The organism is Psychroserpens citreus (assembly GCF_055686305.1).
In genome coordinates, this window is the sequence record NZ_CM145999.1 from 955,598 (window position 1) to 981,209 (window position 25,612).

General features: G+C 34.1%; 21 protein-coding genes. 1 reads left to right on the plus strand and 20 read right to left on the minus strand.

The window, feature by feature from the left end:
- Positions 1-6 precede the first annotated feature (6 nt).
- From ACTU6T_RS04345 to ACTU6T_RS04430, 18 genes are all read right to left on the minus strand, one after another.
- Positions 7-225 carry a hypothetical protein gene (locus tag ACTU6T_RS04345; protein WP_460220037.1) on the minus strand — a complete coding sequence of 73 codons (219 nt, stop codon included), beginning with the start codon at positions 223-225 and terminating at the stop codon, positions 7-9.
- 33 nt (positions 226-258) lie between these two features.
- Positions 259-477: a grasp-with-spasm system A modified peptide gene (locus tag ACTU6T_RS04350; RefSeq protein ID WP_460220038.1), complete on the minus strand. Its 219-nt coding sequence runs from the start codon at positions 475-477 to the stop codon at positions 259-261.
- A 38-nt stretch (positions 478-515) separates the two neighbouring features.
- Complete coding sequence (locus ACTU6T_RS04355) at positions 516-1,481, minus strand: DUF6624 domain-containing protein (protein ID WP_460220039.1); 966 nt, start codon at positions 1,479-1,481, stop codon at positions 516-518.
- A gap of 80 nt (positions 1,482-1,561) precedes the next feature.
- On the minus strand, positions 1,562-2,239 hold the full coding sequence (locus ACTU6T_RS04360) for a response regulator (RefSeq protein WP_460220040.1): 678 nt from the start codon (positions 2,237-2,239) through the stop codon (positions 1,562-1,564).
- 250 nt (positions 2,240-2,489) lie between these two features.
- Entirely contained in the window at positions 2,490-3,422 is a 933-nt protein-coding gene (queG, locus tag ACTU6T_RS04365; protein ID WP_460220041.1) for a tRNA epoxyqueuosine(34) reductase QueG, read from the minus strand.
- Positions 3,419-4,750 (minus strand): cytochrome P450, encoded by a 1,332-nt coding sequence (locus ACTU6T_RS04370; RefSeq protein ID WP_460220042.1) that lies wholly within the window; start codon positions 4,748-4,750, stop codon positions 3,419-3,421. The genes queG and ACTU6T_RS04370 overlap by 4 nt, the downstream gene beginning before the upstream one ends.
- A gap of 44 nt (positions 4,751-4,794) precedes the next feature.
- Complete coding sequence (locus ACTU6T_RS04375; protein ID WP_460220043.1) at positions 4,795-5,661, minus strand: YihY/virulence factor BrkB family protein; 867 nt, start codon at positions 5,659-5,661, stop codon at positions 4,795-4,797.
- Complete coding sequence (locus ACTU6T_RS04380) at positions 5,662-6,561, minus strand: mechanosensitive ion channel family protein (RefSeq protein WP_460220044.1); 900 nt, start codon at positions 6,559-6,561, stop codon at positions 5,662-5,664.
- 3 nt (positions 6,562-6,564) lie between these two features.
- Complete coding sequence (locus ACTU6T_RS04385) at positions 6,565-7,851, minus strand: APC family permease (RefSeq protein ID WP_460220045.1); 1,287 nt, start codon at positions 7,849-7,851, stop codon at positions 6,565-6,567.
- Positions 7,852-7,894: 43 nt separating this feature from the next.
- A complete protein-coding gene (ruvB, locus tag ACTU6T_RS04390) occupies positions 7,895-8,917 on the minus strand; it encodes a Holliday junction branch migration DNA helicase RuvB (protein WP_460220046.1) in 1,023 nt (340 codons plus the stop codon).
- A gap of 180 nt (positions 8,918-9,097) precedes the next feature.
- Positions 9,098-10,891, minus strand: a complete 1,794-nt coding sequence (locus ACTU6T_RS04395) for a cytochrome c oxidase subunit I (RefSeq protein WP_460220047.1) — start codon at positions 10,889-10,891, stop codon at positions 9,098-9,100.
- 25 nt (positions 10,892-10,916) lie between these two features.
- Positions 10,917-11,981, minus strand: a complete 1,065-nt coding sequence (locus ACTU6T_RS04400) for a cytochrome c oxidase subunit II (protein WP_460220048.1) — start codon at positions 11,979-11,981, stop codon at positions 10,917-10,919.
- Between the two features lie 27 nt (positions 11,982-12,008).
- Positions 12,009-13,370, minus strand: a complete 1,362-nt coding sequence (locus tag ACTU6T_RS04405) for a quinol:cytochrome C oxidoreductase (protein ID WP_460220049.1) — start codon at positions 13,368-13,370, stop codon at positions 12,009-12,011.
- A gap of 24 nt (positions 13,371-13,394) precedes the next feature.
- Positions 13,395-13,955 (minus strand): c-type cytochrome, encoded by a 561-nt coding sequence (locus ACTU6T_RS04410; RefSeq protein ID WP_460220050.1) that lies wholly within the window; start codon positions 13,953-13,955, stop codon positions 13,395-13,397.
- Between the two features lie 9 nt (positions 13,956-13,964).
- Positions 13,965-14,495: a DUF3341 domain-containing protein gene (locus ACTU6T_RS04415; protein WP_460220051.1), complete on the minus strand. Its 531-nt coding sequence runs from the start codon at positions 14,493-14,495 to the stop codon at positions 13,965-13,967.
- Between the two features lie 9 nt (positions 14,496-14,504).
- Complete coding sequence (nrfD, locus tag ACTU6T_RS04420) at positions 14,505-16,238, minus strand: NrfD/PsrC family molybdoenzyme membrane anchor subunit (RefSeq protein ID WP_460220052.1); 1,734 nt, start codon at positions 16,236-16,238, stop codon at positions 14,505-14,507.
- Between the two features lie 31 nt (positions 16,239-16,269).
- Positions 16,270-19,542, minus strand: a complete 3,273-nt coding sequence (locus ACTU6T_RS04425; RefSeq protein ID WP_460220053.1) for a TAT-variant-translocated molybdopterin oxidoreductase — start codon at positions 19,540-19,542, stop codon at positions 16,270-16,272.
- A 33-nt stretch (positions 19,543-19,575) separates the two neighbouring features.
- A complete protein-coding gene (locus tag ACTU6T_RS04430) occupies positions 19,576-20,874 on the minus strand; it encodes a cytochrome c3 family protein (protein ID WP_460220740.1) in 1,299 nt (432 codons plus the stop codon).
- 259 nt (positions 20,875-21,133) lie between these two features.
- Here ACTU6T_RS04430 and ACTU6T_RS04435 point away from each other — a divergent pair, with 259 nt between their 5' ends.
- A complete protein-coding gene (locus ACTU6T_RS04435) occupies positions 21,134-21,499 on the plus strand; it encodes an SPOR domain-containing protein (RefSeq protein WP_460220054.1) in 366 nt (121 codons plus the stop codon).
- A gap of 73 nt (positions 21,500-21,572) precedes the next feature.
- On the opposite strand, the gene infB is transcribed toward ACTU6T_RS04435, so the two are convergent.
- Positions 21,573-24,308 (minus strand): translation initiation factor IF-2, encoded by a 2,736-nt coding sequence (gene infB, locus ACTU6T_RS04440; protein ID WP_460220055.1) that lies wholly within the window; start codon positions 24,306-24,308, stop codon positions 21,573-21,575.
- 66 nt (positions 24,309-24,374) lie between these two features.
- A complete protein-coding gene (gene nusA / locus ACTU6T_RS04445; protein ID WP_460220056.1) occupies positions 24,375-25,607 on the minus strand; it encodes a transcription termination factor NusA in 1,233 nt (410 codons plus the stop codon).
- Between the last annotated feature and the right edge of the window lie 5 nt (positions 25,608-25,612).

The following is a 25,612-nucleotide window of genomic DNA, read 5'->3' on the forward strand; positions in this document are numbered from 1 at the left end:
ATTATTTTAACAATCTGCATCAGTATCTACTCTAGCAGTTGATATTACAGTTCCGTCTTGAGTGGTTACAGATTCTACGTCATAGCAACTCCATTCACATGTTTCGGTTCTATGAGTATGGAAATTAGCTGTTACTTGCCCACCAATAATTGTATTTTGTGTTTCTGGTGTTAAAATTGAATCGTTAAAAGATTCGAATTCGGATAATGATTTTAATTTTCTCATAATTATTTCTGGTTTTATTAATATTAATACTCGTTAACAATCCTGATCTGTAGTAGTAACATGAGAAGCAAGAACCCTATTATCCATCATTGTTGCTGTACCACTGTCTGCACAATTCCATTCATCACAAGTGGAAAAACTCACTGTTCTTAATTCACCTGTTTGGCCTCCAAATATTGAAGTCGAAACTTTTTCAGATAATTTTACGTCATCAAAAGACTCAAACTCAGATAATAATTTTAGTTTTTTCATAATTTATATATTTAAGTTAATATTTATTCTCAATTCTTTTATTTAGTCTTAGACTCTTCTTTAAGTTTTTCAAAATCTATATGCCCGTAAAGTTTTTTGATCCTCCACTCTTCATATCCATAAGCTGGCAGCCCAATACTCTTTCTTGTTGTATCTAGTTTTTCAAAATTTGAAATATTCATGTTATTAGAATACGTTCCATAAATCTGTGACTCACCATTGTACAAATACAATTGGTCTACCATGGATGCATAAGTGATTGGGTTACATTTCCCCTTTTTTAAAAATTCAAGGAGTTTTGGTATAAAATAATTTTCTCTTACTGAGTCATTTGTATGTAATAATATACTTGTAAACATTAGGTGTTTTTGGTCTACAAAATAATCGCCAATAAGTTCTTGGTTTGGATATCCGTATTCATTAAATATTTCAATTAATCTATTGGTATTTTCTTCATCAATTTTTTCTTGATTAACAACATTATCTTGATATGTTCCATTTCCTCTGTACTTTTGATCTTCTATAACCATTAAATGCATTTCATTTCTTAAACTTAAATTTAAACTAGAAACAAAAACTTGATATAACTCGTCAATTTTCTTTGATACTTCTGGACAGCTATCTGCTATTTTTTTTAAATTAGGGTTATCAAAGATTCTCTGTTTATTATAACCATATTTTGAAACCAGAGTGATTAAATCATCACATAATTCTGAGGTTTTCTCAAGTTCCACAGCAGATGATAAATATGTTTCATACTCGTAATAAATATCCATATTTATCGGTTCATATTTGTCAAATATCTCTTTTAAAATGCTATAGCTTTCTGAATACTTTTTTTCAATAAAGAGACTGTCTGCTTCATATACAGATGAATAGTAGTCAATATAATCGATTGTGTCTTTTTTATCAACCTTACAACTAACTGTTACCATAAATAAATAAAAATATAATCTGTATTTCACAAAGGATTCACCTAAACGGATGTTTTCAATATTTAACATTAAAATTCTTTTTTTATTTTAAAACAAGCAAATCAAAATGCTTACAATAAGTGAGCGTTTTGAAGAAAAAATATCAACATTTATATAAATCCAATTTCTTTGGCTTTAAGAATTAAATCACGATCGCTATTATTAGTGATTTGCAAAGAACTTTTGAGATTTCGCTTTCTTTTTTCTATGCCAGTTTTAGTTAATGGAACAACGTTGAGTAGTTCTTTCATTCGTGCTCCATTAGAAATTTCATGAAGTATTCTTATATCAATTTCATCTAATACAACATCATTAGTTGCTTTTTTTCTCAATAAGCTTCGTAAAGTTCTACTATAATACACATCATTGGATATCACTTTCTTGATGGCCTCAATTAAGTCCCCAAAGTCGATATCACTTTTTACTAAAAAACTGTCTGGGTTAATGGTCTTAAAAATATTGTTTAACCTAAAATTATCATTTAAATTAGTACATACAATAATTTTGGCCTTGGGATAAAGTTCTTTTATTTTTTTTCCTAAATGTTCTCCTGATAAAATTTTCTTATCTGAAGAAGGAGGCAATTGGATATCCAAAAACAATAAATCAAGCTCTTCAAGATTAGAATATGCTTTAACTATTTCATACGCTTCATCACAATTTTTGGCTTGAGAGATGTTAAAAGCATAAGCATCTGTTGATTCTTCTGTAATTTTTAGAGCATTTCTATAAGTGTCGATGATAATTTGATGATCATCAACAATAAGTGTATTATAGTTTCTTTTCATAAAAATAAGCTTTGATGGTTAATCTTAAGACATTAGTAATGACTCAATTTTTGCTATTTTTCTAAAAAACTCATTATAGGGATATTAAATTTAATTTCTTTTTTCAACTGTGCAAAACAAATTTGTAAAAATTTTCTGTCTTTACAAGTTGTATGCTTTTTTTTAAATAGATTACTGATTCTGAGCAAATAAAGAGTCGCTCATAAATATTAATAAAGCAAATTGAACATTTATATTTCATCAAAATCAATTAATCATTTACTTTTAAGAATTTTATATTACGACGTATTCCTTCTAACTTGGTCCGTTTTACAGCAGATTTTTTAAACACCTTATTAAACGTGTCTTTAGTAATTTCTTCCCAATCTTTTTTGGTCATAGATAACAATTCAGGATGTGGATTAAATAGTGGTTCATTATGTGCTTTTGAAAAGCGATTCCACGGACACACATCTTGACAAACATCACAGCCAAACATCCAATCATCAAACTGCCCTTTAAAATCTGAAGGGATATTATCTTTTAGCTCTATAGTAAAATATGAAATACATTTACTCCCATCTACCACATAAGGTTCTGTAATAGCTTCTGTGGGACAAGCATCAATACATGCTGTGCAAGTGCCACAATGATCAGTAACGGCGTGATCATATTCTAAATCTAAATCAATAATGAGCTCAGCAATGAAATAAAAGGAGCCAACTTGTTGTGTCAATAAATTACTATGCTTTCCAATCCATCCCAAACCAGATTTAGCAGCCCAAGCTTTGTCTAATACAGGTGCCGAATCTACAAAAGCACGACCATGCACCTCGCCAATTTCATCTTGTATCGTCTGTAATAATTGCTTCAATTTATCCTTAATTACAAAATGGTAATCTGTTCCATAGGCATATTTAGATAGCTTATAGCTTTCAGGGTTTTGCATTTCCGAAGGATAATAATTTAACAGTAAAGACACTACGCTTTTTGATCCCTCAACCAGCTTTGTTGGGTCAAGGCGTTTGTCAAAGTGGTTCTCCATATAACGCATCTCTCCATGTGCATTAGTCTTTAACCAACGTTCTAACCGAGGAGCTTCTTCTTCTAAAAACTGTGCTTTGCTTATTCCACAAGATAAAAACCCAAGCCGTTTAGCTTCAGACTTAATAAATTGGCTATATGTAGATTTGTTATCAATCACCTTTTCTCAAATCTAAGCATTGCGTTTTTAGGCTTTAATGTAATTAAAGGTGTAATATCTATCTTATCAAACTCTGGATGAATTTTAAATTTTGAAATCAACTCATTAACCGCAATAATCATTTCAAACATAGCGAAGTTATTACCAATACATTTTCGTGGCCCAGCCCCAAATGGGAAATATTGTGATGAGAATATGCGACCACCTTCATGAAAACGTTCTGGCATAAATGTATTAGGCTGTTCCCATAGCTTTGGGTGACGGTGTATTTCATATACAGAAAACAATAAATTTGAACCGGGTTTAAAACGCATCTCATTAAAATGGTCTTCGACAACATTAACACGATCAATAAAATATGCTGGAGGATATAATCTCATAGATTCTTCAATAACCTGTTGGCATATTTTTGAAAGCATAACAGAGGACATCAAATCGTTAGTCTCTTTTTTTATTTCAGAAATTTCATTATAGATTTTGTCTTGCCATTCGGGATGCAATGCTAATAATTGACTTGTAAATGTCAACGCATTTGATGTGGTCTCATGTCCAGCTGTAAATAAAATTAAAATTTCATCGATTAATTGTTCTTCAGTCATGGCACTACCATCATCATACCTAGTATCTAATAACATATCTAACAAATCATTCTCTTTAATTTTAGACGCTCGTCTGTTATTCACAATTCGTCTTAAAATCATTCTTGCTTCTCGAGTTAAAGAGATAGACTTTTCAATTTCTCCATTGGCTTTAAACCACCATCTTAAATAAGGTTGTCTCAACTCTTTAACCATCATTTGTTGAGCAGCTTCAGTAATATATTGAAGTCTATTAATGTCATCTTGATTTGCAGCACTACTAAATAAAGATTTAACTACAGTTTGAAATGCTAAATCATTGAGTATAGGAAAAATATCAATTATCGTATTAGGCACTATACGATTATATTCTGAAACAATCGCATTTTGAATCACATCCAATAGATTGGCTAATTGCTTTTTATGGAATGCTGGCTGAATAAGTTTTCTCTGTTTTTTCCAATGTTCACCTTTTGATGTTAATAAGCCTTTACCTACATACTTAGCTAAGTCTTCCGTTTGGATTTTAGATTTAACGTAATTTTTTTGATTTTTCTGAAGTACATATTCGGCAAAAGCAGCATCTCTACAAAAATAAACACTAGTTTTGAATCCTATTTTCAGTCGGAAAATATCACCTTGTTCTTCAAAATTTTGATGATGAAAAGGAAGTGGGTTTTTAAGAATATCTAGAGAATGTCTTAAAAATTTATACAGAGAAACAGTAGGTATATTTTGTTTATTTGGCATTATTAAAACAATAGTCTTTGGGCATAATTAGGTTCTGTATATATTCAATTCTCAATTTCTTGCTGAACATAACTAACCGCATTATCATTAGGCTTAATTTCTAAGCCTAATTTACGACTTAATATCATTAAAAATGATGCTCCTAAAAATATAATTTGGGATGTATAATACACCCAAAGCATAACTAAAGCTAAAATACTTGCTGATCCAAATGTGGTTGACAAATGACTTCTGCTAACGAGCATTGCTATACCTATTTTACCAAGCATAAACAATAAACCTGTAAAAACACCACTAATTAAGGCTGGCTTTAATTTTACTTTGGCATCTCCTAAATACTTAAACATGATTGCAAAAAGTAAGGAAATAACTAGAAATGACGATGCATGCTCATAGAATGCATATAATTTATATTCCTTACTTAAAAACGGCATATATTTTATCAAATAAGTATTTGCAAATGTGCTCACGATTAATATGAAAAATAAAATCATTAGCAGCAGGAAAGAAGACATATGTTTAGTAAAATATCTAAGAATACTATTTTTAGGTTTAGCCTTTATATTCCAAATATTATTAAATGCATTATGTATTTGACTAAATATTCCTGAGGCGCTTAACATTAAAGTTACAACACCTAAAATACTTGTCAATACAGAATTATGGTTAATGTGTTGGTGTTTTATTATATCCTGAATTTGTAAGGCTGCCGTATCACCCAAAGTATCTTTAAGTTGTGTAAACATTTCTCCAGACACCGCTTGTTTCCCAAATACCATACCCAATATAGATATGACAATTATGATAATTGGAAATATTGAAAACACCGCATAATAAGCCAATGCCGCTCCTTTTTGGAACGTATTACTATTTAGAAAATGATTAAAAACGGCTTTCAGGAACTTTAGCATTTAAACTTTGTTTTTATTAGTCTCAAAATGCATAGGTTTGTCAAAAATATTCACACCTCCCTTTACGCCAAAATCTAATGTTGTTACGGCATAAGCTAATGAAATATCTTCTTTTTCGAAGCGCTTTTTGATTCTCATAACAATCTCATTCATGGCATTTAGATAGTCTTTCTGATGTGTAAACTCAATCCAAAAACGAACTTCGAAATTGTAAGAATAACTGCCTATTTCAGTAAAATAAAAATCTACAACTTCATTTTTCAATACCGCATTAATTTTATCTACTTCCTCCAAAGAAGCACGTCTTACCAGATCTAAGTCATCACCATAAGAGACACCGCTTTTAAAAATAACCCGTCTTTTCCCAAACGTTGAATAATTGGTAAATGTGTTGTTATAGATAAGCTGATTAGGCACAAATACTTCTTGACCTGATATCGTTTTAATAGATGTTGTAATGCCTCCAATATCTTCTATAGTTCCAAAAGTTCCATCAATATCTACCCAATCTCCTTTTTTAAATGGTCGTTGCATGTTGAGCAAAAACCCTGCAAAGGCATTAGAAGCAATATCTTTAAAAGCAAAACCTGCAACAATACCTACAATACCAGCACCAGCTAATAATTTAGTTAAAACACTTTCAAGACCTAAGACTTCCAGCGCAAGGAATACACCTGATAATAAAAAGAAAAAGTAGATAATAACCGATATAAGCTTAGCGAGATCTGATTGTTTTTTAAATACTCTAGAATAAAATCGAAGACCTAATATCTTAAATCCTTTAGCAATAAAGTAAAACACAACAACAACGAGTATAGCTAGAGCTACTTTAGGTAAATAACCTACAAACGAATCTCCCCACTTGTCTAATAATTGGTTAATGTTTTTAATGTCATTCATAGTTTATGATACTTTCTTTCGTTCTGTCTTTTTGTAAACGTATTCAACCAAAAAACTAAAAGCAATAATCCCAATTGCAATAAACACATCGGTTTTATTTACCGAATAGTGTTGAATTAATAAGGCTATCATGGCTAAAAAACATAAGATTGCACCAACTATAGGAATGCTCTTCTTGCCATTTATTTCTTTTGATAACTTAAATCCAGTAAAATTTACGATTGAAAAAATAAGTAGGAAGCCAACACTTCCTGCTGTTGAAATGCTCTCAAGTTTTAACGTATTTACTAAAATTATGGTAGCGATTGTCGTTACAAGTAATCCTATAGGTTGATTCCAAAGCTGACAAGTAAACTGTTTTGGCAATTCGTCATCTTCAGCGATTTCATAGTTAACTTTACTTCCACCATAGAGTGATGCATTAATTGCCGAAAAGGTAGAAATTAATGCTGCTACTGTAATAATGGTAAACCCTACTTTGCCTAACATAGGTTTTGCCGCCTCGGCCAATACATAATCTTGTGCAGTGGCTATCTCACTAAATGCTAATGAGCCTACAGTTATAGCGGCAATAATGATATATAAAAATATGACGAAAATAACCGACCAAAAATAAGCTCTTGGGATATTCTTTTTAGGATTTTCTATATCTGGCGCAGCGTTTGCAATTAATTCAAAACCCTCATAGGCTACAAAAATCACCATTCCTGCAGTAAGTAACTTAAACGGAGATTCCCAATGTTCTGGAGATAATTGTTCCAAATGCGGATTGCCAAATAAGCCGTAAAGACCAAATCCAACAAAAGACAATAAAATAATTAATTTTATGACTACGGCGTAAGACTCTATTTTTCCAACAACAACAATACTATAATAATTGATAAAAGCCGCAATAAGAACAATTGCGGTAGCATAAATATGCGAATCAACCACTTTATCTCCTGTAAGTTCTAATAAGTTCGGAGCGTAAGAGCCAAATGCCGAGGCATACAATGCTAGCATAATGATATAACTAAACCAGAGTAAATTATTAATCCCTCCACTAAATAATCCTATACCAAAGCCTTGGTTTATAAATTTAACCGTACCTCCTCTATCAGGATATTTCAGAGATAATTTGACATAACTATATGATGTTATTAAGGCAATTAACCCAGCAATTAAAAACGATATCGGAGTTCCTCCTTTGGCTAATGCTGCAGCTAGGCCGAGGACAGCAAAAATTCCGCCACCAACCATTCCACCTATTCCAATAGATATGGCTTCTTTTAATCCTATTTTTTTATTCATGATCTATACGTTTAAATCTTGCGATATAAACAACGTGTTGTATTTAAAACAATCCTCCTTGAATTGGTCCTTTAATTTTACCTAAATGTTTATAAGCGAGTTCGGTTACTTCACGTCCTCTAGGTGTACGCATAATAAACCCTTGTTGAATTAAAAACGGCTCATATACTTCTTCAATAGTTTCTGCACTTTCGCTAACAGCAGTCGCTAACGTTGTAATTCCAACGGGACCTCCTTTAAATTTTTCGATAATGGTTTCTAATATCTTATTATCCATTTCATCCAAGCCATGGGCATCAACATTAAGTGCCTCTAAAGCAAACTTAGCAATCTTAATATCAATACTTCCATTGCCCTTAATTTGAGCAAAATCACGAACTCGTCGTAGCAACGCATTGGCTATTCTTGGTGTACCACGACTTCGACCAGCTATTTCAACAGCAGCTTCCATAGATATAGGAACGTTTAAAATAGAAGCACTTCGTTGTACTATAGTCGTTAATAATTCGGTATTATAATATTGAAGTCGGCTTTGAATACCGAAACGCGCTCTCATGGGAGATGTTAACAATCCTGATCGAGTTGTAGCTCCTATCAATGTAAATGGATTTAAATTGATTTGTACCGTTCTAGCATTAGGACCAGACTCAATCATGATATCGATTTTATAGTCTTCCATTGCTGAATATAAATACTCTTCAACAATAGGACTCAATCGATGAATCTCATCAATAAACAGTACATCTCTTTCATCTAAATTAGTTAATAAACCAGCTAAGTCACCTGGCTTATCCAACACAGGTCCAGAGGTCACTTTGATACTAACATTAAGTTCACTCGCCAATATATGTGCTAAAGTTGTTTTACCCAACCCAGGAGGACCATGAAACAAAGTATGATCTAATGCTTCATCACGACCATTAGCCGCTTGAACAAATATTTGAAGATTTTCCAATACTTGATCCTGACCTGTAAAATCATCAAAGGATAAGGGTCGCAATTTTTTTTCGACATCCAATTCTTCATGTGAAAAATTATCGTTTGTTGGATCTAGATTTTCGTTCATAGCAGAGACCTTTCGACTACGCTCAAGGTAACATTTAATTATATACTTTGCGTTTTAGAATAATTCCTTTCTTATTAAAAAGAATCTATTCTTCAAATATAAACAAAAAGCCTTTCGATAGTAACGAAAGGCTTTTCAATATTATTAAGACCCTTCGATAGTGCTCAGGGTAATATCAAATTAATGTTGTAATTCTTCCTCACCATCTTTTAATGGTACATTTTGAGGCACAAAATCATCATCGTGTCCTGGTTTACTATAGTCATATGCCCAACGATAAACATGAGGTATTTCCCCTTCCCAATTTCCGTGGATATGTTTGATTGGTGCAGTCCATTCTAATGTTGTAGATCTCCATGGATTTTGAACTGTTTTCTTTCCGAAGAAAATCGAATAGAAGAAATTCCATAAGTATACCAATTGAAAAATCCCACCAACAATAGCAAAGATTGTTATCACAACATTAGCATTAGCTGTATCATCAAATAATGGGAAATTTGAATTTGTATAATAACGTCTAGGTAAACCTGCCATACCTATAAAGTGCATTGGGAAAAATACTCCGTAAGCACAAACAGCGGTTACCCAAAAGTGTAAATAACCAAGATTTTTGTTTAGCATACGACCGAACATTTTTGGGAACCAATGGTAGATACCTGCAAACATTCCATAAAGAGCAGAAATACCCATAACTAAGTGGAAGTGCGCTACAACAAAATAGGTATCATGTACATTAATATCTAAAGCACTATCTCCAAGGATGATTCCAGTTAAACCACCAGTGATAAATGTAGATACAAATCCAATAGAAAATAACATAGCTGGATTCATCTGTACATTACCCTTCCATATGGTCGTTATCCAGTTAAAGGCTTTTACTGCCGACGGTATGGCAATCAATAATGTTGTGAATGTAAATACAGAACCAAGGAATGGGTTCATACCAGAAATAAACATATGGTGCCCCCAAACAATAGTTGATAAGAATGCTATGGCAAGAATCGACATAATCATTGCACGATATCCAAAGATAGGTTTACGTGAGTTTGATGCCATAATTTCTGAAACTAATCCCATCGCTGGTAATATTACGATATATACTTCAGGGTGACCTAAAAACCAGAATAAGTGTTCAAATAGTACTGGTGATCCACCTTGATAATGTAATACTTCGCCTTGAATAAATATATCTGATAAGAAGAAGGATGTACCAAAACTTCTATCCATAATTAATAGTAAAGCTGCAGATAATAAAACTGGGAATGATACTACTCCAATAATAGCTGTCACAAAAAATGCCCAAATTGTTAATGGCAATCTAGTCATTGACATTCCTTTTGTACGCAAGTTGATTACTGTAACAATATAATTTAGCGATCCTAATAATGAAGACGCAATAAATATCGCCATCGATACTAACCATAAAGTCATCCCAGCTCCAGATCCTCCCTGTGCCATTGGCAAAGCACTTAAAGGTGGGTAGATTGTCCATCCAGCAGCCGCTGGTCCAGCTTCAACAAATAATGAAATAACCATTACTACACTAGATAGGAAAAACAACCAATACGATACCATATTTAAGAATCCAGAAGCCATATCTCTTGCTCCAATTTGTAATGGAATTAGGAGATTACTAAATGTACCACTCAATCCAGCAGTTAATACAAAGAATACCATAATGGTACCGTGAATGGTTACTAATGCTAAGTAAATATCTGCATCCATAACCCCTTCTGGTGCCCATTTCCCAAGTAGTGCTTCAAAAAGCACATTGGGTTGTTCTGGCCATGCAATTTGCATACGGAACATAATTGACATCAAAACACCAATAACTCCCATAATAGTACCTGTGATTAAGTACTGTTTGGCAATCATTTTATGATCTTGACTAAATATATATTTAGTAACAAAAGTTTCTTTATGATGATGATGTCCGTGATCGTCGTGTGCGTGAGTATCTGCGTGTGCTGACATAATCTATTTTCTTTTTAAATCTTTTTTAGTTAGTTGGTAAAGAATTCTTAAATGTTGTTTGCTCTGCAATCCAAGCATCATATTCCTCTTGAGTTTCTACGATAATTTTCATTTGCATGTTATAATGTGATTTTCCACAAATCTTATTACACAATAACAAATAATCAAACTCATAGGTTAACTCTTGACCTTTAGCTTCAATTTCTTCTTTATTTTCTAATCGAATAGCATTAATATTTGCTACTTTCTCTTTGATATCTGGATTTTCACGCATATCAGCTGTTGTAACTGTTGGCGTAAAACCAAACTGAGTAATCATACCAGGAACACAGTTCATTTGAGCTCTAAAGTGTGGCATATATGCTGAGTGTAATACATCTTGAGAACGCATTTTAAATAAAACTGGCCTTCCTACAGGTAAATGTAATTCTGTAGTAATGATATCATCTTGAGCATTAGGATCCGATTCATCAAGACCTAAGATATTAGCACGATCAATATCAATTAATCTTACATTAGCCATACCCAAAGTATTATCTTCTCCACCATAACGTGCTTTCCAGTTAAATTGTTGAGCATATAATTCGACTACTAAAGGGTCATCACTTTCATCAACATTCATAATACTAGTCCATGTGAATAATCCATAAATAATTAAACCAGCTAAAACTATAACAGGTATAAATGTCCATATGGCTTCTAGTGTATTATTATCTGCATAGAATAATGCCTTACGCCCTTTTTCACCTTTATACTTATAAGCAAAGTAATGCAATAAGAATTGGGTAAAGGTTTGAACAATAAATATAATGACCATTGAGATAATCATTAAATTATCTAAACCAGGTCCATGTTCTGAAGCTGAGTTCGACATTAACGGCAAGTCTCCTAAATACCAAAAACTAAGTATAGTAATGATATAAATGAAGGCTAAAAATCCCATCATTAAGTAGCCATTGATTGTATTATCCTTATCTGTAGCAACCTGATCGTTTGATTCACCTACTTGAGCCAAATCAAAAATCTTAACCATTTGCCAAATGGCAACAGCTATGAAAATTACTATTATGAGTGTTAAAAAAGCAGTCATTGTTGTTTCTGTTCTTTATATATTTTATTAATAATGGAAATGTTCACTTTCTTTAATGAAAGGATTACGTTTTGCTAGTAAAGGTGCTTTTGTTAAGGCCGTAAATACTATGAATATGAATAATCCTGCAAAAAGACAAATTGAACTCAATTCTGGAATTCCTATCGACCATCTATCACCAACTGTTGCTGGCATAATCATGTTAAATACATCAATATAATGTCCACAAAGAATAACAATACCTGCCATTACAACAAACCAAGGAATTCGTTTGTAATCGCTATTCATTAAGACTAATAGTGGGAACACAAAGTTCATCACTACCATTCCTAAGAATGGTAATTGATAATCCTGGAATCTAGTAACAAAGTAAGTTACTTCTTCTGGAATATTAGAATACCAGATTAACATAAATTGAGAGAACCATAAATAGGTCCAGAAAATACTAATACCGAACATGAATTTAGCTAAATCATGCAAGTGGCTATCGTTTACAAATGGTAAGTGTCCTCTTGACTTCAAGTACATTGTAATTAAAGCTATCACTGTAATTCCGCTCACAAACATAGAGGCAAATACATACCATCCAAATAAAGTTGAGAACCAGTGAGGATCAACACTCATTATCCAATCCCAAGACATCATAGATTCTGTATAAATATAAAATACTAAGAATCCTGCTGCAATACGGAATGATTTTTTAAAGTTTTTATTATCATCTGCATTATCTTGAGCAATAGAAAATTTACGAGCAAAATACCTATATAATGACCATCCTCCAAGGAAGATTAGTCCTCTTATAAAGAATCCTGTTTTGTTTAGCCAACCAGACTTACCAGCAACTAAAGCATCGTAATTTTCATTTCCTGGTTCTGTAACACCTTCTTTTAACCAAACAAATAAATGACTATCTGCAACAAAAGCAATTGCTAACACTATTAAACCACCAGGTAAAACATATTTTGTAATTCCTTCCATAACTCTAAAAAGAACTGGAGACCAACCAGCTTGAGCAGCAAACTGTATAGCATAAAATGCTAATGCTCCTAAAGCAATCATAAAAAAGAAAAAAGCGGCAACATATAATGCAGCATAAGGTCTGTTATGAATTTGGTGCATCACATGCTCAGCATGTTCATCACCGTGATGACCTGCATCTGAATGCGCCTCATCTCCATGAGAATTACCGTGATCATCTGTCGCAACGGCATGGGTGTTTGCAGCGGCTGCATGACCACCTCCATGATGTCCAGCTTCTTCATGAGCAATCATCTCTTTTACTTCATCTAAAGATTTGTGAGATGTCATAAAACCATAAGTAACACCTAGTGCTCCTATGATCATAAGGGCTATTGCTACTAGTCTTAATTTACTTGAAAATGTATACATATCTATATATAATCTTTATCTATCTTATTTTTCTAAGTCTGATTTTAATTTCAGAACATAATCTACAACTTGCCATCGTTCTTGCTCATTTAATTGATTAGCGTAAGAACCCATTGCATTTTTTCCGTAGTAAATAGTATGATAAATACTACCTTCTGTAATTGCTCGTCCTGCATCATCATAGCTTGGTACACCAAGAATTTTCTCTCGCTTAACTAATTTACCTTGACCTTTACCTTTGTTACCGTGACATATTCCACAGTAGATATCATATAGCTCTTTTCCTTTATCTGTATCAACTTTCATAGAGTCTAAAGGACTTACTAAAAATGTTTTTGCGTACTCATATCCTTCAGTTGTATTCTCAATTTCAAATGGTAAAAAATCACCTCTTGGAATCGAACCTTCAGCAGGCATTTGAGCTTCCATACCTCCTGGGAAGGCATCAGAGTCCTGGTACGTTTCGTATGAAACTGGTTCGTACATATTAGGCATAAACTGGTAATTTGGTCTTGAATCCTTTTTACAAGAAACAACACTTCCAAATACTATTAATACTACTGCTATTTTAAATATACTTTTCATCTGTATAAATTAATGCGCTTTATCGATTAAATTAATTTCTACTGCTCCAGTTTCTTTCAACAAATCTGTTAATTCATTTTCATTTCCGTGAACAGGGATTTCCATTAAAAAATGATCATCTGTAGTTCTTGGATCTGGATTTTCAGCTTTTTTAAATGGCCACATTCTACTTCTTAAGTAAAACGTAATTACCATTAAATGCGCTGCAAAGAATACAGTTAACTCAAACATGATTGGTACAAAAGCAGGCATATTCTCGATATAGCTAAAACTTGGTTTTCCACCAATGTTTTGAGGCCAATCTTGAATCATGATGAAGTTCATCATCACAATTGCTACTGTTAAACCAACACATCCATACATAAATGATGCAATGGCTATTCTTGTAGGCGCAAGTCCCATCGCTTTGTCTAGTCCGTGAACTGGAAAAGGCGTGTATATTTCTTCAATATGATGATGAGCAGACTTTACCTTTTTAACGGCAGCCATAAGGACGTCATCATCTGTATAAATAGCGTGAATTACTTTTGAAGCTTCCATGTACTATTTTTAGTTTATTAATTTTTTAGCTTGTCCTGACCAATCATCACGTTCAGCTCTTCCAGGGAAAGAACCAGTGATAGAATCTAACAAGTCGTATTCTCTTTTTGTCATTTTACTTACCTGAGCATAAGTATAGATCCCAATACTGTTAAGTACTTCTTCCATTTTAGGGCCAATCCCATTGATTTTTTTCAAATCATCTGCGGATTGAGTTGCAGCATCAAAGGCTCCAATACTTCCAAGTAAATCATTAACTCTTGCCGAGTTATCATCTTCAGAACTATTTACTGAAACATTACTAGTAACAGTATTAGACCCAGAGGTCCTTTCATCTGCACCTGTTCCAACTAAACTATCTCCACGCTCTCTAATATTTTTATATCGTTCTCCTGAAGACTTTAAAATGGTCTTAACTTCTGCTTGAGCAATTACAGGGAAAGTTCGTGCGTATAATAAGAATAACACAAAGAAAAATCCGATGGTTCCAATAAATATACCTATATCAACAAATGTTGGTTGGAACATCGTCCATGATGACGGTAAATAATCTCTATGTAATGACGTTACAATAATCACAAAACGCTCAAACCACATCCCTACATTTACAACAATTGAGATAAAGAACGAGAACATGATACTTGTTCTTAATTTTTTGAACCACATAAACTGAGGTGAAAATACGTTACAAGACATCATCATCCAATAAGCCCATGCATAAGGTCCAGTTGCTCTGTTTAAGAATGCATACTGTTCATATTCAACTCCAGAATACCAAGCAATAAATAACTCAGTAATATAAGCCACACCAACTATAGAACCTGTAATCATGATTACGATATTCATTAATTCTATGTGTTGCACTGTGATATAATCTTCAAGATTACACACTTTTCTCATGATGATTAAAAGCGTGTTTACCATTGCAAATCCAGAGAAAATTGCTCCAGCAACAAAGTATGGAGGGAAAATTGTTGTATGCCAACCAGGAATTACCGATGTTGCGAAATCAAACGATACAATAGTATGAACCGATAGTACTAATGGTGTTGCTAAACCTGCAAGTACCAATGATACTTCTTCAAAACGTTGCCAATCTTTTGCTCGTCCAGACCAACCAAAACTCAATAAAGAGTAAATTTTCTTTTGAAATGGTTTCACAGCTCTATCACGTATCATCGCAAAATCAGGTAATAAACCAGTCCACCAGAATACTAAGGATACAGATAAGTAAGTTGAAATTGCAAATACATCCCAAAGTAGTGGTGAATTAAAGTTTACCCAAAGAGAACCAAATTGGTTTGGAATAGGTAATACCCAATATCCTAACCATGGTCGTCCCATGTGAATAATTGGAAATAAACCTGCTTGAACTACCGAGAAAATCGTCATTGCTTCTGCAGAACGGTTAATTGCCATTCTCCATTTTTGACGGAACAGTAAGAGTACAGCAGAAATTAATGTTCCTGCGTGACCAATACCAACCCACCAAACGAAGTTAGTAATATCCCAAGCCCAACCTACGGTCTTGTTTAATCCCCAAGTTCCAATACCTGTAGAAATTGTATAGATAATACACCCAATTCCCCAAAGGAATGCAACCAATGAAATTGAAAATACAATCCACCAAGCTTTGTTTGCTTTTCCTTCAACAGGTGCTGCCACATCTACCGATACATCGTGATATGATTTTTCTCCTGTAACTAAGGGTCTTCTAATAGGTGCTTCGTAATGAGACGCCATAATCTATTATAATTGTTTCTTAATTAATTTTTTATGCTTCTGTTGTATTTCTCACTTTAGTATGATACTGCACATTAGGCTTAGTACCAACACTTTCTAACAAGTGATACATACGATCATCTTCTTTAAGTTTTGCAACTTTACTGTCTTTGTTATTGATATCTCCAAATACCATAGCGCCACTACTACATGCTGCAGAACAAGCGGTTTGGAATTCTCCATCTTTAACTGGACGTCCATCACGCTTTGCATCAAGAATAGTTTTTTGTGTCATTTGAATACACATAGAACATTTTTCCATCACACCACGAGAACGCACTGTCACGTCTGGATTTAATACCATACGTCCTAAGTCGTCATTCATGTAGTAATCAAACTCATCGTTTTGAGCGTACAAGAACCAGTTAAAACGACGCACTTTATAAGGACAGTTATTTGCACAATAACGTGTACCAACACAACGGTTATACGCCATATGATTTTGACCTTGACGACCATGTGATGTTGCCGCTACAGGACAAACTGTTTCACAAGGTGCGTGATTACAGTGCTGACACATTACTGGTTGGAATGCAACTTGAGGATTATCGGCTGGATGCTCTAATTCGGCAAATCCACCCAAAGATCCATGCTCTCCAGTAAGACCAGAAAAATCATCTTTTTTCTTATCATCTTCTGCAAAGGTATCTTCTGAAGAATAATATCTATCGATACGTAACCAATGCATATCTCGACTTCTTCTAACTTCTTCTTTACCTACTACTGGTACGTTATTTTCAGCATGACATGCAATAACACATGCTCCACATCCAGTACAAGCATTTAAATCTATAGACAAATTAAAGTGATGCCCAATAGAACGATCAAATTCATCCCATAAATCAACCTCTGGAGATGTTACTGGAGTTTCCTGATGGTTTAGTGACACCTTAGGAATAGGGTTCCAATATTCTTTATCTTTAGTATTGAATATCTCTAGAGTAGTTTCTTTTATAATATCGCCACGCCCCATTAAGGTGTTTTGCAACTGAACACATGCAAATTCATGTTCTCCAGGCACTACCTTTAATGACACATCGCTTTGTGCTGTATTAAAATCTTTATAGAAATGGTAAGCATTCTTACCTGTTTGCATTTCTTCTTTCAATCCATCTTTACGACCATAACCAAATGCCAAACCTAAAGATCCTGAAGCTTGTCCAGGCTGTATAATAACTGGAATCGTCACTGGAATACCGTTAACCGTTAATTCTACCAAACTAGAATTTAAGGCCCCATTAGCAACATGCCAGTTTTTCACGCCGTACTTTTCGGCATCCTTAGCAGACATCGTAAGATAATTATCCCAAGATGCTCGTGTAATTGGATCAGGAAACTCTTGCAACCATGGGTTATTGGCTTGTTGACCATCACCCATACCAACACTTGTGTATAAAGCTAATTCTAAATCTCCCGATGCTTTAGAAGAAGCTAATGCTCTTGCAGCAGCTCCAGCAGATATTGCATTTAAGCCAGAAGACCCTGAATTACTTGTAGTAGTAGTTGTTGTTGATGTTGTAGTAACATACTCATCTTTGTCTTCCTCTTTGATACCAACACCAACAGCTACATCATGAATAATTCCACCTACAAAAGTTCTGTCTTTCTTATCTTTTAATTCTGTAGTAGATGTTGTAACAGTTTTTATTGACGATCCATTAGGATTGTTGCCAAATACTCCTGGCACATACACACCATCTTGCAACGCTTTATTAAATGAAGATCCACCCAAAATACCAGCTCCCCAAGCCTCTTTAATGTACTCACGGTAACTTTTACTATTTCCAGTCCATTTTAATAATGCCTCTTGAAATTGGCGTGTATCGAATAACGGGCGAATTGCTGGTTGCATCAAACTATAGTGTCCTTTCTTAATCTCAACATCGCCCCAAGATTCTAAATAATGAGGTGCCGCAGCAATATATTGGGCTAAGGTAGACGTTTCATCTGCTTTCAAAGAGAATGCAATTGACAATTCTGTTTTCTTAAGACCTTCTGCAAAATCAGCTGCATTAGAAAGGGTATACATAGGATTTACACCACTCATGATGATACCTCCTACACGCCCAGCTTTCATATCGGCAACTAATTTACTTACCGCTTCATTACTACCTTGTCTTGTTAATATAGGTGCAGAAGCATCAAAAGCTTTACTTCCTAGGGACTCATTTATTGCTAATGCAACAGACTGTGCATTGACATCTTGAATTCCAGTAACTAAAACACCATTACTTCCTGCTCTTTTTAATTCTGTAGCTGCTTTTTGAACTGCAGCATTGATATGCTCAGGTAAATCGGTAGATGCAGATCCACCCACTACCATGCTATATAATTTAGCTAATGCTTGCTTTTGCTGACTTGGTGTTAAAGGCACACGTTTATCTGCATTAGCACCAGACAATGACATATTTGACTCGAATTGAATATGACGAGACATTTTGCCATTTGTAGGCACACGACCTTTCGCATATCCAGCATCAAATCCGCCACCTTGCCAATCTCCTAAGAAATCAGCTCCAACAGAAACAATAGTCATTGCTTTAGAGAAATCGTAATTTGCTAACCCTCTTTCCCCATACTTAGCTTCAAATGCGTCAAGTGCAGCAGACTCAGAAACAGCATCATAAACTACATGACGTACATTTCCGTATTTTGCTTTAAATTCAGAAATCAATTTTGATGTCGATGGGCTTGCATAAGTTTGCGTTAATAACACAATCTCTTTACCAGCATTCATTAAATCGGTTAATTTCTGATTTGTTTCAGAATCAAAAGTAGACCATAAGATGTCTTGACCATCTTTCATGGCACTTTTAACTCTCAAACTATCATATAATCCTAAAACAGAAGCGTTAACTCTTGCATTAGCACTACCATGTGTTTTTGCTAAGTTGTTGTTTTCAATTTTGATAGGACGACCTTCACGTGTTTTTACCAAAACACTTGCAAAATCAAATCCATCTGCAATGGTTGTTGCATAATAGTTTGCGACACCAGGAACAATAGATTCTGGCTGAACTACATAAGGAATTGATTTAATCACTGGCCCTTCACAAGCCGCTAACGAAGCCGCAGCAGTACTAAAACCAACATACTTCAAAAAGTCACGACGCGTAGTAGACGAAGTTTCTAACGTTTCTTTATCTCCTAAAAACTCATCCGTAGGTATTTCGTTTACGAATTCGTTTTGCTTTAGCGTCTCAACAATAGAGCTATTTTCGTTCAGCTCTTCAACACTTTTCCAGTATTTCTTGTTTGATGACATATTATATAATTGAATTACTTCTTATTAATTTTATTAATAGTGACACTTACCACATTCTAATCCGCCCATTTGAGCAGCAGTAAGTTTTTCTACACCATATTTCTTAGATAACTCCTCATGTATTTTTGTATAATAGGCATTATCTTTTACTTTAACATCTGTCTCTCTATGACAGTTTATACACCAACCCATAGTTAAAGGCGCAAACTGATACATCACTTCCATTTCTTCAACTGGACCATGACATGTTTGACACTGCACACCAGCAACCTCAACGTGCTGCGAGTGATTGAAATACGCGAAATCAGGCAAATTATGTACTCTTATCCATTTTACTGGCTGAGTTTCGCCTGTGTATTTTTGTTCAGCCTCATCCCATCCTACTGCAGCATATAATTTTTTGATTTCGGCGTTGTAATCCACACCGTATTCATTCAAGCCTTCTTTTTGTGTATCTGCAGACACCTCATAAATTGATTTATGACAATTCATACAAATATTTAATGAAGGAATTCCTGAAGTTTTACTCACCCTAGCAGACGAGTGACAATATTTACAATCAATACCATTATCACCAGCATGAATTCTATGAGAATAATGAATAGGCTGCACTGGCTCATAACCTTGATCTACGCCTATTTGTGACAAATAACCAAATATAAAGTAAGCACTAGCTAATAGGAATAAAATTGCTGTTACTAAAACCAAAAACTGATTTTTTACAAAAGCCTTCCATAGCGGAACACTTTTATCTTTTGAAACAGCATCAATTCCTTTTTCTTCAGCAAAACGATTTAATGTTCTTCTAACTAAAACTAAAGCGATTGCTAACAAGGCAAATAAAATTGCTAGAGCCCCAAGGATTAATTTATTTGAAATCCCTTCTTCTGAGGTTTCTTTAGTTTTACCATCATCATCGCCATCATCTTCTATTACTGGAGCAGGCTCAGCAGTGTAAGCCAAAATATCCGAAATATCTTGATCTGACAATTGTGGGAACGCCGTCATCGCGGTTCCATTGTATTCATTAAAAATCTGATTAGCATACGCATCTCCAGATTTCACCATGCCTGCACTGTTACGAATCCATGCATTTAACCACTCTCTATCCAAACCATGATCATCTGCTAGCCTTGCCTCTACATCACGTAACGCAGGCCCTGTCATTTTTCGATCAAGACTATGACAAGCAGCACAATTGGTATTAAATAGTGTTTTCCCTTTTACAGGGTCGCCTTCTTGGGCAGTAAGTGAAGTAGTAAACGTAAGTAAAATAACCAATCCTAAATAAGGAATCTTTGAGGCTAGTTGACGGTAAATCACCTGTATCATATTGTTAGTTGAATTATCTTCTAAACTTTGGTATGATTTTTTCATTATTGCTATTGAAAAAAACGTTTGTAAAATCTCACGCAAAAATAATACTTAAAGTCCATTTTAGAAATGTTACAGAACTGTTAATTGCTAATTTATATGGATTCTAAATAATAATTTTGCATCGAATTTAGTTATTAATTTTCACTAAGGAAACAACACTCAAAAAAAATCGTTTTCTTTGTACTAAATTTCAAAATTTATGAAACTAAAAAACATGAAAATTTATTTATTTTCAATTGCTTTCTTAGCCATTGCAAACCTAACAATGGCGCAGGAAGGGGTGGTTACTATTGATCAAGACAGTGACATTACTAAAATGTTGGAATACAAAAAAGACGTTAAGACTGCAGATTTATATAAAATTCAATTAGATTTTGGATCTCGATCTAAAGCAATAGCACTGCGAGAAAAATTTGAAAATACATTTGCGCAATGGCCATCAGAATTGGTATATGAAACACCAAATTATAAAGTTTGGGTTGGAAATTTTAATACGCGATTAGAAGCAGACATCGCGCTTTTAAAAATCAAAAAGACATTTTCAAAAGCAATGGTTTTTGAACCTAAAAAAGATGATTAAAAAACATTGTTTTATTTTCAAAACATAAAAAAGCGACTTTATCAAGTCGCTTTTTTTATTTATATATGTATTCTTATTTGAGTTTTTTCTTCACTTCAACTTCTTGGAAGGCCTCTATAACGTCATCTACTTGAATATCATTATAACCTTTTAATTGCATACCACAATCGTATCCTTTTGCAACTTCTTTTGCATCATCCTTGAAACGTTTCAATGATAATAATTCACCAGTATGAATTACAACACCATCTCTAATTAAACGTATACCAGAATTTCTATAGATTTTCCCATTGGTAACCATACAACCTGCAATGGTTCCAATTTTAGAAATCTTAAAGGTTTCTCTAATTTCAGCAGTACCAGTAATCTCTTCTTTCAGTTCTGGAGATAACATACCTTCCATCGCATCTTTAAGATCATTAATTGCATCATAAATTATTGAGTAAGTTCTGATGTCGATTTCTTCGTTCTCAGCAATTTGACGCGCATTACCCATTGGTCTCACATTAAATCCGATAATAATCGCATCTGATGCCGTTGCCAACAATACATCACTTTCGGTAATAGCTCCAACACCTTTATGAATAATATTCACTTGAATTTCTTCAGTAGATAATTTCTGGAATGAATCCGTCAATGCTTCAACAGAACCATCCACATCACCTTTAAGAATAATATTCAATTCTTGGAAATCGCCAAGTGCAATTCGTCGTCCAATTTCATCTAATGTAATATGACGTTGAGTTCTCACTGACTGCTCACGCTGTAATTGTGTACGTTTAGCTGCAATTTGCTTCGCTTCACGCTCATCCTCAAAAACGCTAAATTTATCACCAGCTTGTGGTGCACCATCTAATCCTAAGATAGACACAGGTGTAGATGGCCCAGCTGCTTCAACTTCATGACCTCTTTCGTCATGCATTGCTTTTACTTTACCGCTGTTTTTACCTGCAAGCACATAATCACCTACACGTAATGTTCCTGCTTGAACTAAGATTGTAGATACATATCCACGACCTTTGTCTAAGAAAGCTTCAACAACTGTACCCGTTGCATTTCTATTTGGATTCGCTTTAAGCTCTAATAATTCGGCTTCAAGTAATACTTTTTCTAATAGTTCTTTAATTCCTGTTCCATTTTTAGCTGAAATGTCATGAGATTGAATTTTCCCTCCCCAATCTTCAACTAACAAATTCATATTTGCTAATCCTTCTTTTACTTTTTCAGGGTTAGCACCAGGCTTATCTATTTTATTAATAGCAAACACGATTGGCACTTCTGCCGCTTGCGCGTGAGCAATAGCTTCTTTTGTTTGAGGCATGATAGAATCATCTGCAGCCACAACAATAATTGCAATATCAGTAACTTGAGCTCCACGAGCACGCATCGCTGTAAAGGCTTCGTGACCAGGCGTATCAAGGAATGCGATTTTTTGTCCGCCTTCTAATTCAACTCCATAAGCACCTATATGTTGGGTGATTCCACCAGATTCTCCAGCAATTACATTTTCTTCACGAATATAATCTAGTAATGATGTTTTACCATGATCAACGTGACCCATCACGGTAACTATAGGTGCACGCATTTCTAAATCTTCAGGCTTATCTTCAACAACCTCGATAGACTCTTCTATATCTGCAGTTACAAAATCAACTTTATAACCAAATTCATCAGCAACAACCGATAAGGTTTCAGCATCTAGTCTCTGGTTCATTGTCACCATCATACCTAGCGACATACAAGCCGAAATAATTTCGGTCACAGACACATTCATCATTGTTGCAACTTCATTTGCCGTAACAAACTCAGTTACTTTTAGAACTTTACTTTCTGCTGCTTCAATCTTTTGATCGATTTCAGACTGCTCTCTGTGTTGTTCTCTTTTTTCTCGACGGTATTTAGCACCTTTACCTTTACTAGACTTACCCTGTAGTTTTTCAAGAGTTTCACGTACTTGCTTTTGAACTTCTTCAGCACTTGGCTCTTCTTTTACAATGTTACGTTTACCTTGGTTTTTACCTTTGTAACCTCCTCTTTGGTTACCACCTCTGTTATTAGATCTGTTATCTCCACCAGATGATGGCCCTTTACTTATACGACGTCTTTTCTTTTTATTATCAGAATCTGAATCAGATTTCTTTTCTTCTTTTTTCTTTTTAGGCTTATTAAATTGAGACAAATCAATTTTATCTCCTGCTATTTTAGGCCCAGATAGTTTTTTATACTGAGTTTTAAGCGTTTCTTCTATTGGCTCTTCAACACTCACTTCCTCAACCGGCTTAGATTTTGGCTCAGCTTTTGGTTTTTCAACCTCTTTCTTTACCTCTTTTACAGGCGCTTTCTCTTTTTTAGGTTTTGGCGCTTCCGCTTCCTCTTTAACTTTAGGAGTAGCTTCTTTTTTAATCTCTTTAGGAGTAGCTTCTTTTTTAATCTCTTTAGGAGTTTCAGGCTGTTCTGTGTCTTTATTCAAGTCTATCTTTCCAACTTGTTTAGGACCACTAAGCTCTGCCTTAGCTTTAACAACTTCACGGCTTTTCGCTTCTTTTAGCGCTTTTTCTTCCAATTCACGCTCACGTTGTTCACGCAACTCTTCTTTTTCTTTGAGTTTTGCCTCACTTACCTCTTGGGATTCTGCTTTTTTATTAGCATCCGTTTGAAACTCATCGGAAAGAATTGTGTAAACCTCTTCTGAAATTTTCGTATTCGGGCTCTTCTCTATTTCGACACCTTTTGATTCTAAAAAATCAACAGCACGATCTATAGAGATATTTAACTCCCTTAATACTTTATTTAATCTAGTTTGAGCCATAAATTGCTTGTAATATAACTTAAAAATCTTTTATACCAAATTAACTTTTCAGAGTTAAAATAGGTATTAATCTTCGAATTCTTCTTTAAGAATTCTTATAACATCTAAAATAGTTTCTTCTTCTAAATCTGTACGTTTTACAAGATCATCTACATCTTGTTCTAATACACTTTTGGCAGTATCTAATCCTGCTTTACTGAATTCATCAATAATCCAGTTTTCGATTTCATCTGAGAATTCAGATAATTCAACATCTTCTTCTGCACCTTCTCTAAATACATCAATTTCATAACCAGTTAATTTACCAGCTAATCTAATATTGTGACCTCCTCTACCAATAGCCTTTGAAACCTCTTCAGGCTTCAATAATACTTCTGCACGTTTATTGTCTTCATCTAATTTAATAGATGTTACTCTTGCTGGACTTAATGCTCTTGTAATAAATAACTGAAGGTTATTTGTATAATTAATCACATCAATATTTTCATTACCTAATTCACGAACAATACCGTGAATTCTAGATCCTTTCATACCAACACAAGCTCCTACTGGGTCAATTCTATCATCGTAAGAATCTACAGCTACTTTTGCTTTTTCACCTGGAATTCTTACTACATTTTTAATGGTAATTAGACCATCAAAAACTTCAGGAATTTCTTGTTCAAATAACTTCTCTAAAAATGCCGGAGCCGTTCTAGACATTATAATTGCAGGTTTATTTCCTTTTAATTCTACACTTTCTATAATTCCTCTTACGTTCTCTCCTTTTCTGAAAAAATCTGAAGGAATTTGTTTATCCTTTGGAAGGATAATTTCGTTACCTTCATCATCTAATAAAATGATTGCTCTGTGACGAATATGATGAACTTCAGCTGAATATATTTCGCCCTCTAATTCCTTAAATTGTTTATAGATATTGGTATTGTCATGCTCATGAATCTTAGAGATTAAGTTTTGACGTAAGGCTAAAATCGAACGTCTTCCTAAATCTACTAATTTAACTTCTTCAGCTACATCTTCTCCAACTTCAAAATCAGGCTCAATTTTCTGCGCTTCAGATAATGCAATTTCTTGATTTGGTTCTTCAACTTCATCATCGGCCACTACAACTCTATTTCTCCAGATCTCTAAATCTCCTTTATCAGGATTGATAATGATATCAAAATTGTCGTCATCTCCATATTTTTTCTTCAATGCATTTCTTAATACATCTTCTAAAATCGCCATTAACGTTACACGATCGATTAATTTCTCGTCTTTAAATTCTGAAAAAGAATCAATTAACGCAATATTTTCCATAACTA

Excerpts from the sequence above, each read along its gene's own strand:
- ACTU6T_RS04345 (WP_460220037.1), bottom strand. The coding sequence starts at position 225 with ATGAGAAAATTAAAATCATTATCCGAATTCGAATCTTTTAACGATTCA.
- ACTU6T_RS04350 (WP_460220038.1), bottom strand. The coding sequence starts at position 477 with ATGAAAAAACTAAAATTATTATCTGAGTTTGAGTCTTTTGATGACGTA.
- ACTU6T_RS04355 (WP_460220039.1), bottom strand. The coding sequence starts at position 1,481 with ATGTTAAATATTGAAAACATCCGTTTAGGTGAATCCTTTGTGAAATAC.
- ACTU6T_RS04360 (WP_460220040.1), bottom strand. The coding sequence starts at position 2,239 with ATGAAAAGAAACTATAATACACTTATTGTTGATGATCATCAAATTATC.
- ACTU6T_RS04370 (WP_460220042.1), bottom strand. The coding sequence starts at position 4,750 with ATGCCAAATAAACAAAATATACCTACTGTTTCTCTGTATAAATTTTTA.
- ACTU6T_RS04375 (WP_460220043.1), bottom strand. The coding sequence starts at position 5,661 with ATGCTAAAGTTCCTGAAAGCCGTTTTTAATCATTTTCTAAATAGTAAT.
- ACTU6T_RS04380 (WP_460220044.1), bottom strand. The coding sequence starts at position 6,561 with ATGAATGACATTAAAAACATTAACCAATTATTAGACAAGTGGGGAGAT.
- ACTU6T_RS04385 (WP_460220045.1), bottom strand. The coding sequence starts at position 7,851 with ATGAATAAAAAAATAGGATTAAAAGAAGCCATATCTATTGGAATAGGT.
- ruvB (WP_460220046.1), bottom strand. The coding sequence starts at position 8,917 with ATGAACGAAAATCTAGATCCAACAAACGATAATTTTTCACATGAAGAA.
- ACTU6T_RS04395 (WP_460220047.1), bottom strand. The coding sequence starts at position 10,891 with ATGTCAGCACACGCAGATACTCACGCACACGACGATCACGGACATCAT.
- ACTU6T_RS04400 (WP_460220048.1), bottom strand. The coding sequence starts at position 11,981 with ATGACTGCTTTTTTAACACTCATAATAGTAATTTTCATAGCTGTTGCC.
- ACTU6T_RS04405 (WP_460220049.1), bottom strand. The coding sequence starts at position 13,370 with ATGTATACATTTTCAAGTAAATTAAGACTAGTAGCAATAGCCCTTATG.
- ACTU6T_RS04410 (WP_460220050.1), bottom strand. The coding sequence starts at position 13,955 with ATGAAAAGTATATTTAAAATAGCAGTAGTATTAATAGTATTTGGAAGT.
- ACTU6T_RS04415 (WP_460220051.1), bottom strand. The coding sequence starts at position 14,495 with ATGGAAGCTTCAAAAGTAATTCACGCTATTTATACAGATGATGACGTC.
- nrfD (WP_460220052.1), bottom strand. The coding sequence starts at position 16,238 with ATGGCGTCTCATTACGAAGCACCTATTAGAAGACCCTTAGTTACAGGA.
- ACTU6T_RS04425 (WP_460220053.1), bottom strand. The coding sequence starts at position 19,542 with ATGTCATCAAACAAGAAATACTGGAAAAGTGTTGAAGAGCTGAACGAA.
- ACTU6T_RS04430 (WP_460220740.1), bottom strand. The coding sequence starts at position 20,874 with ATGATACAGGTGATTTACCGTCAACTAGCCTCAAAGATTCCTTATTTA.
- ACTU6T_RS04435 (WP_460220054.1), top strand. The coding sequence starts at position 21,134 with ATGAAAATTTATTTATTTTCAATTGCTTTCTTAGCCATTGCAAACCTA.
- infB (WP_460220055.1), bottom strand. The coding sequence starts at position 24,308 with ATGGCTCAAACTAGATTAAATAAAGTATTAAGGGAGTTAAATATCTCT.
- nusA (WP_460220056.1), bottom strand. The coding sequence starts at position 25,607 with ATGGAAAATATTGCGTTAATTGATTCTTTTTCAGAATTTAAAGACGAG.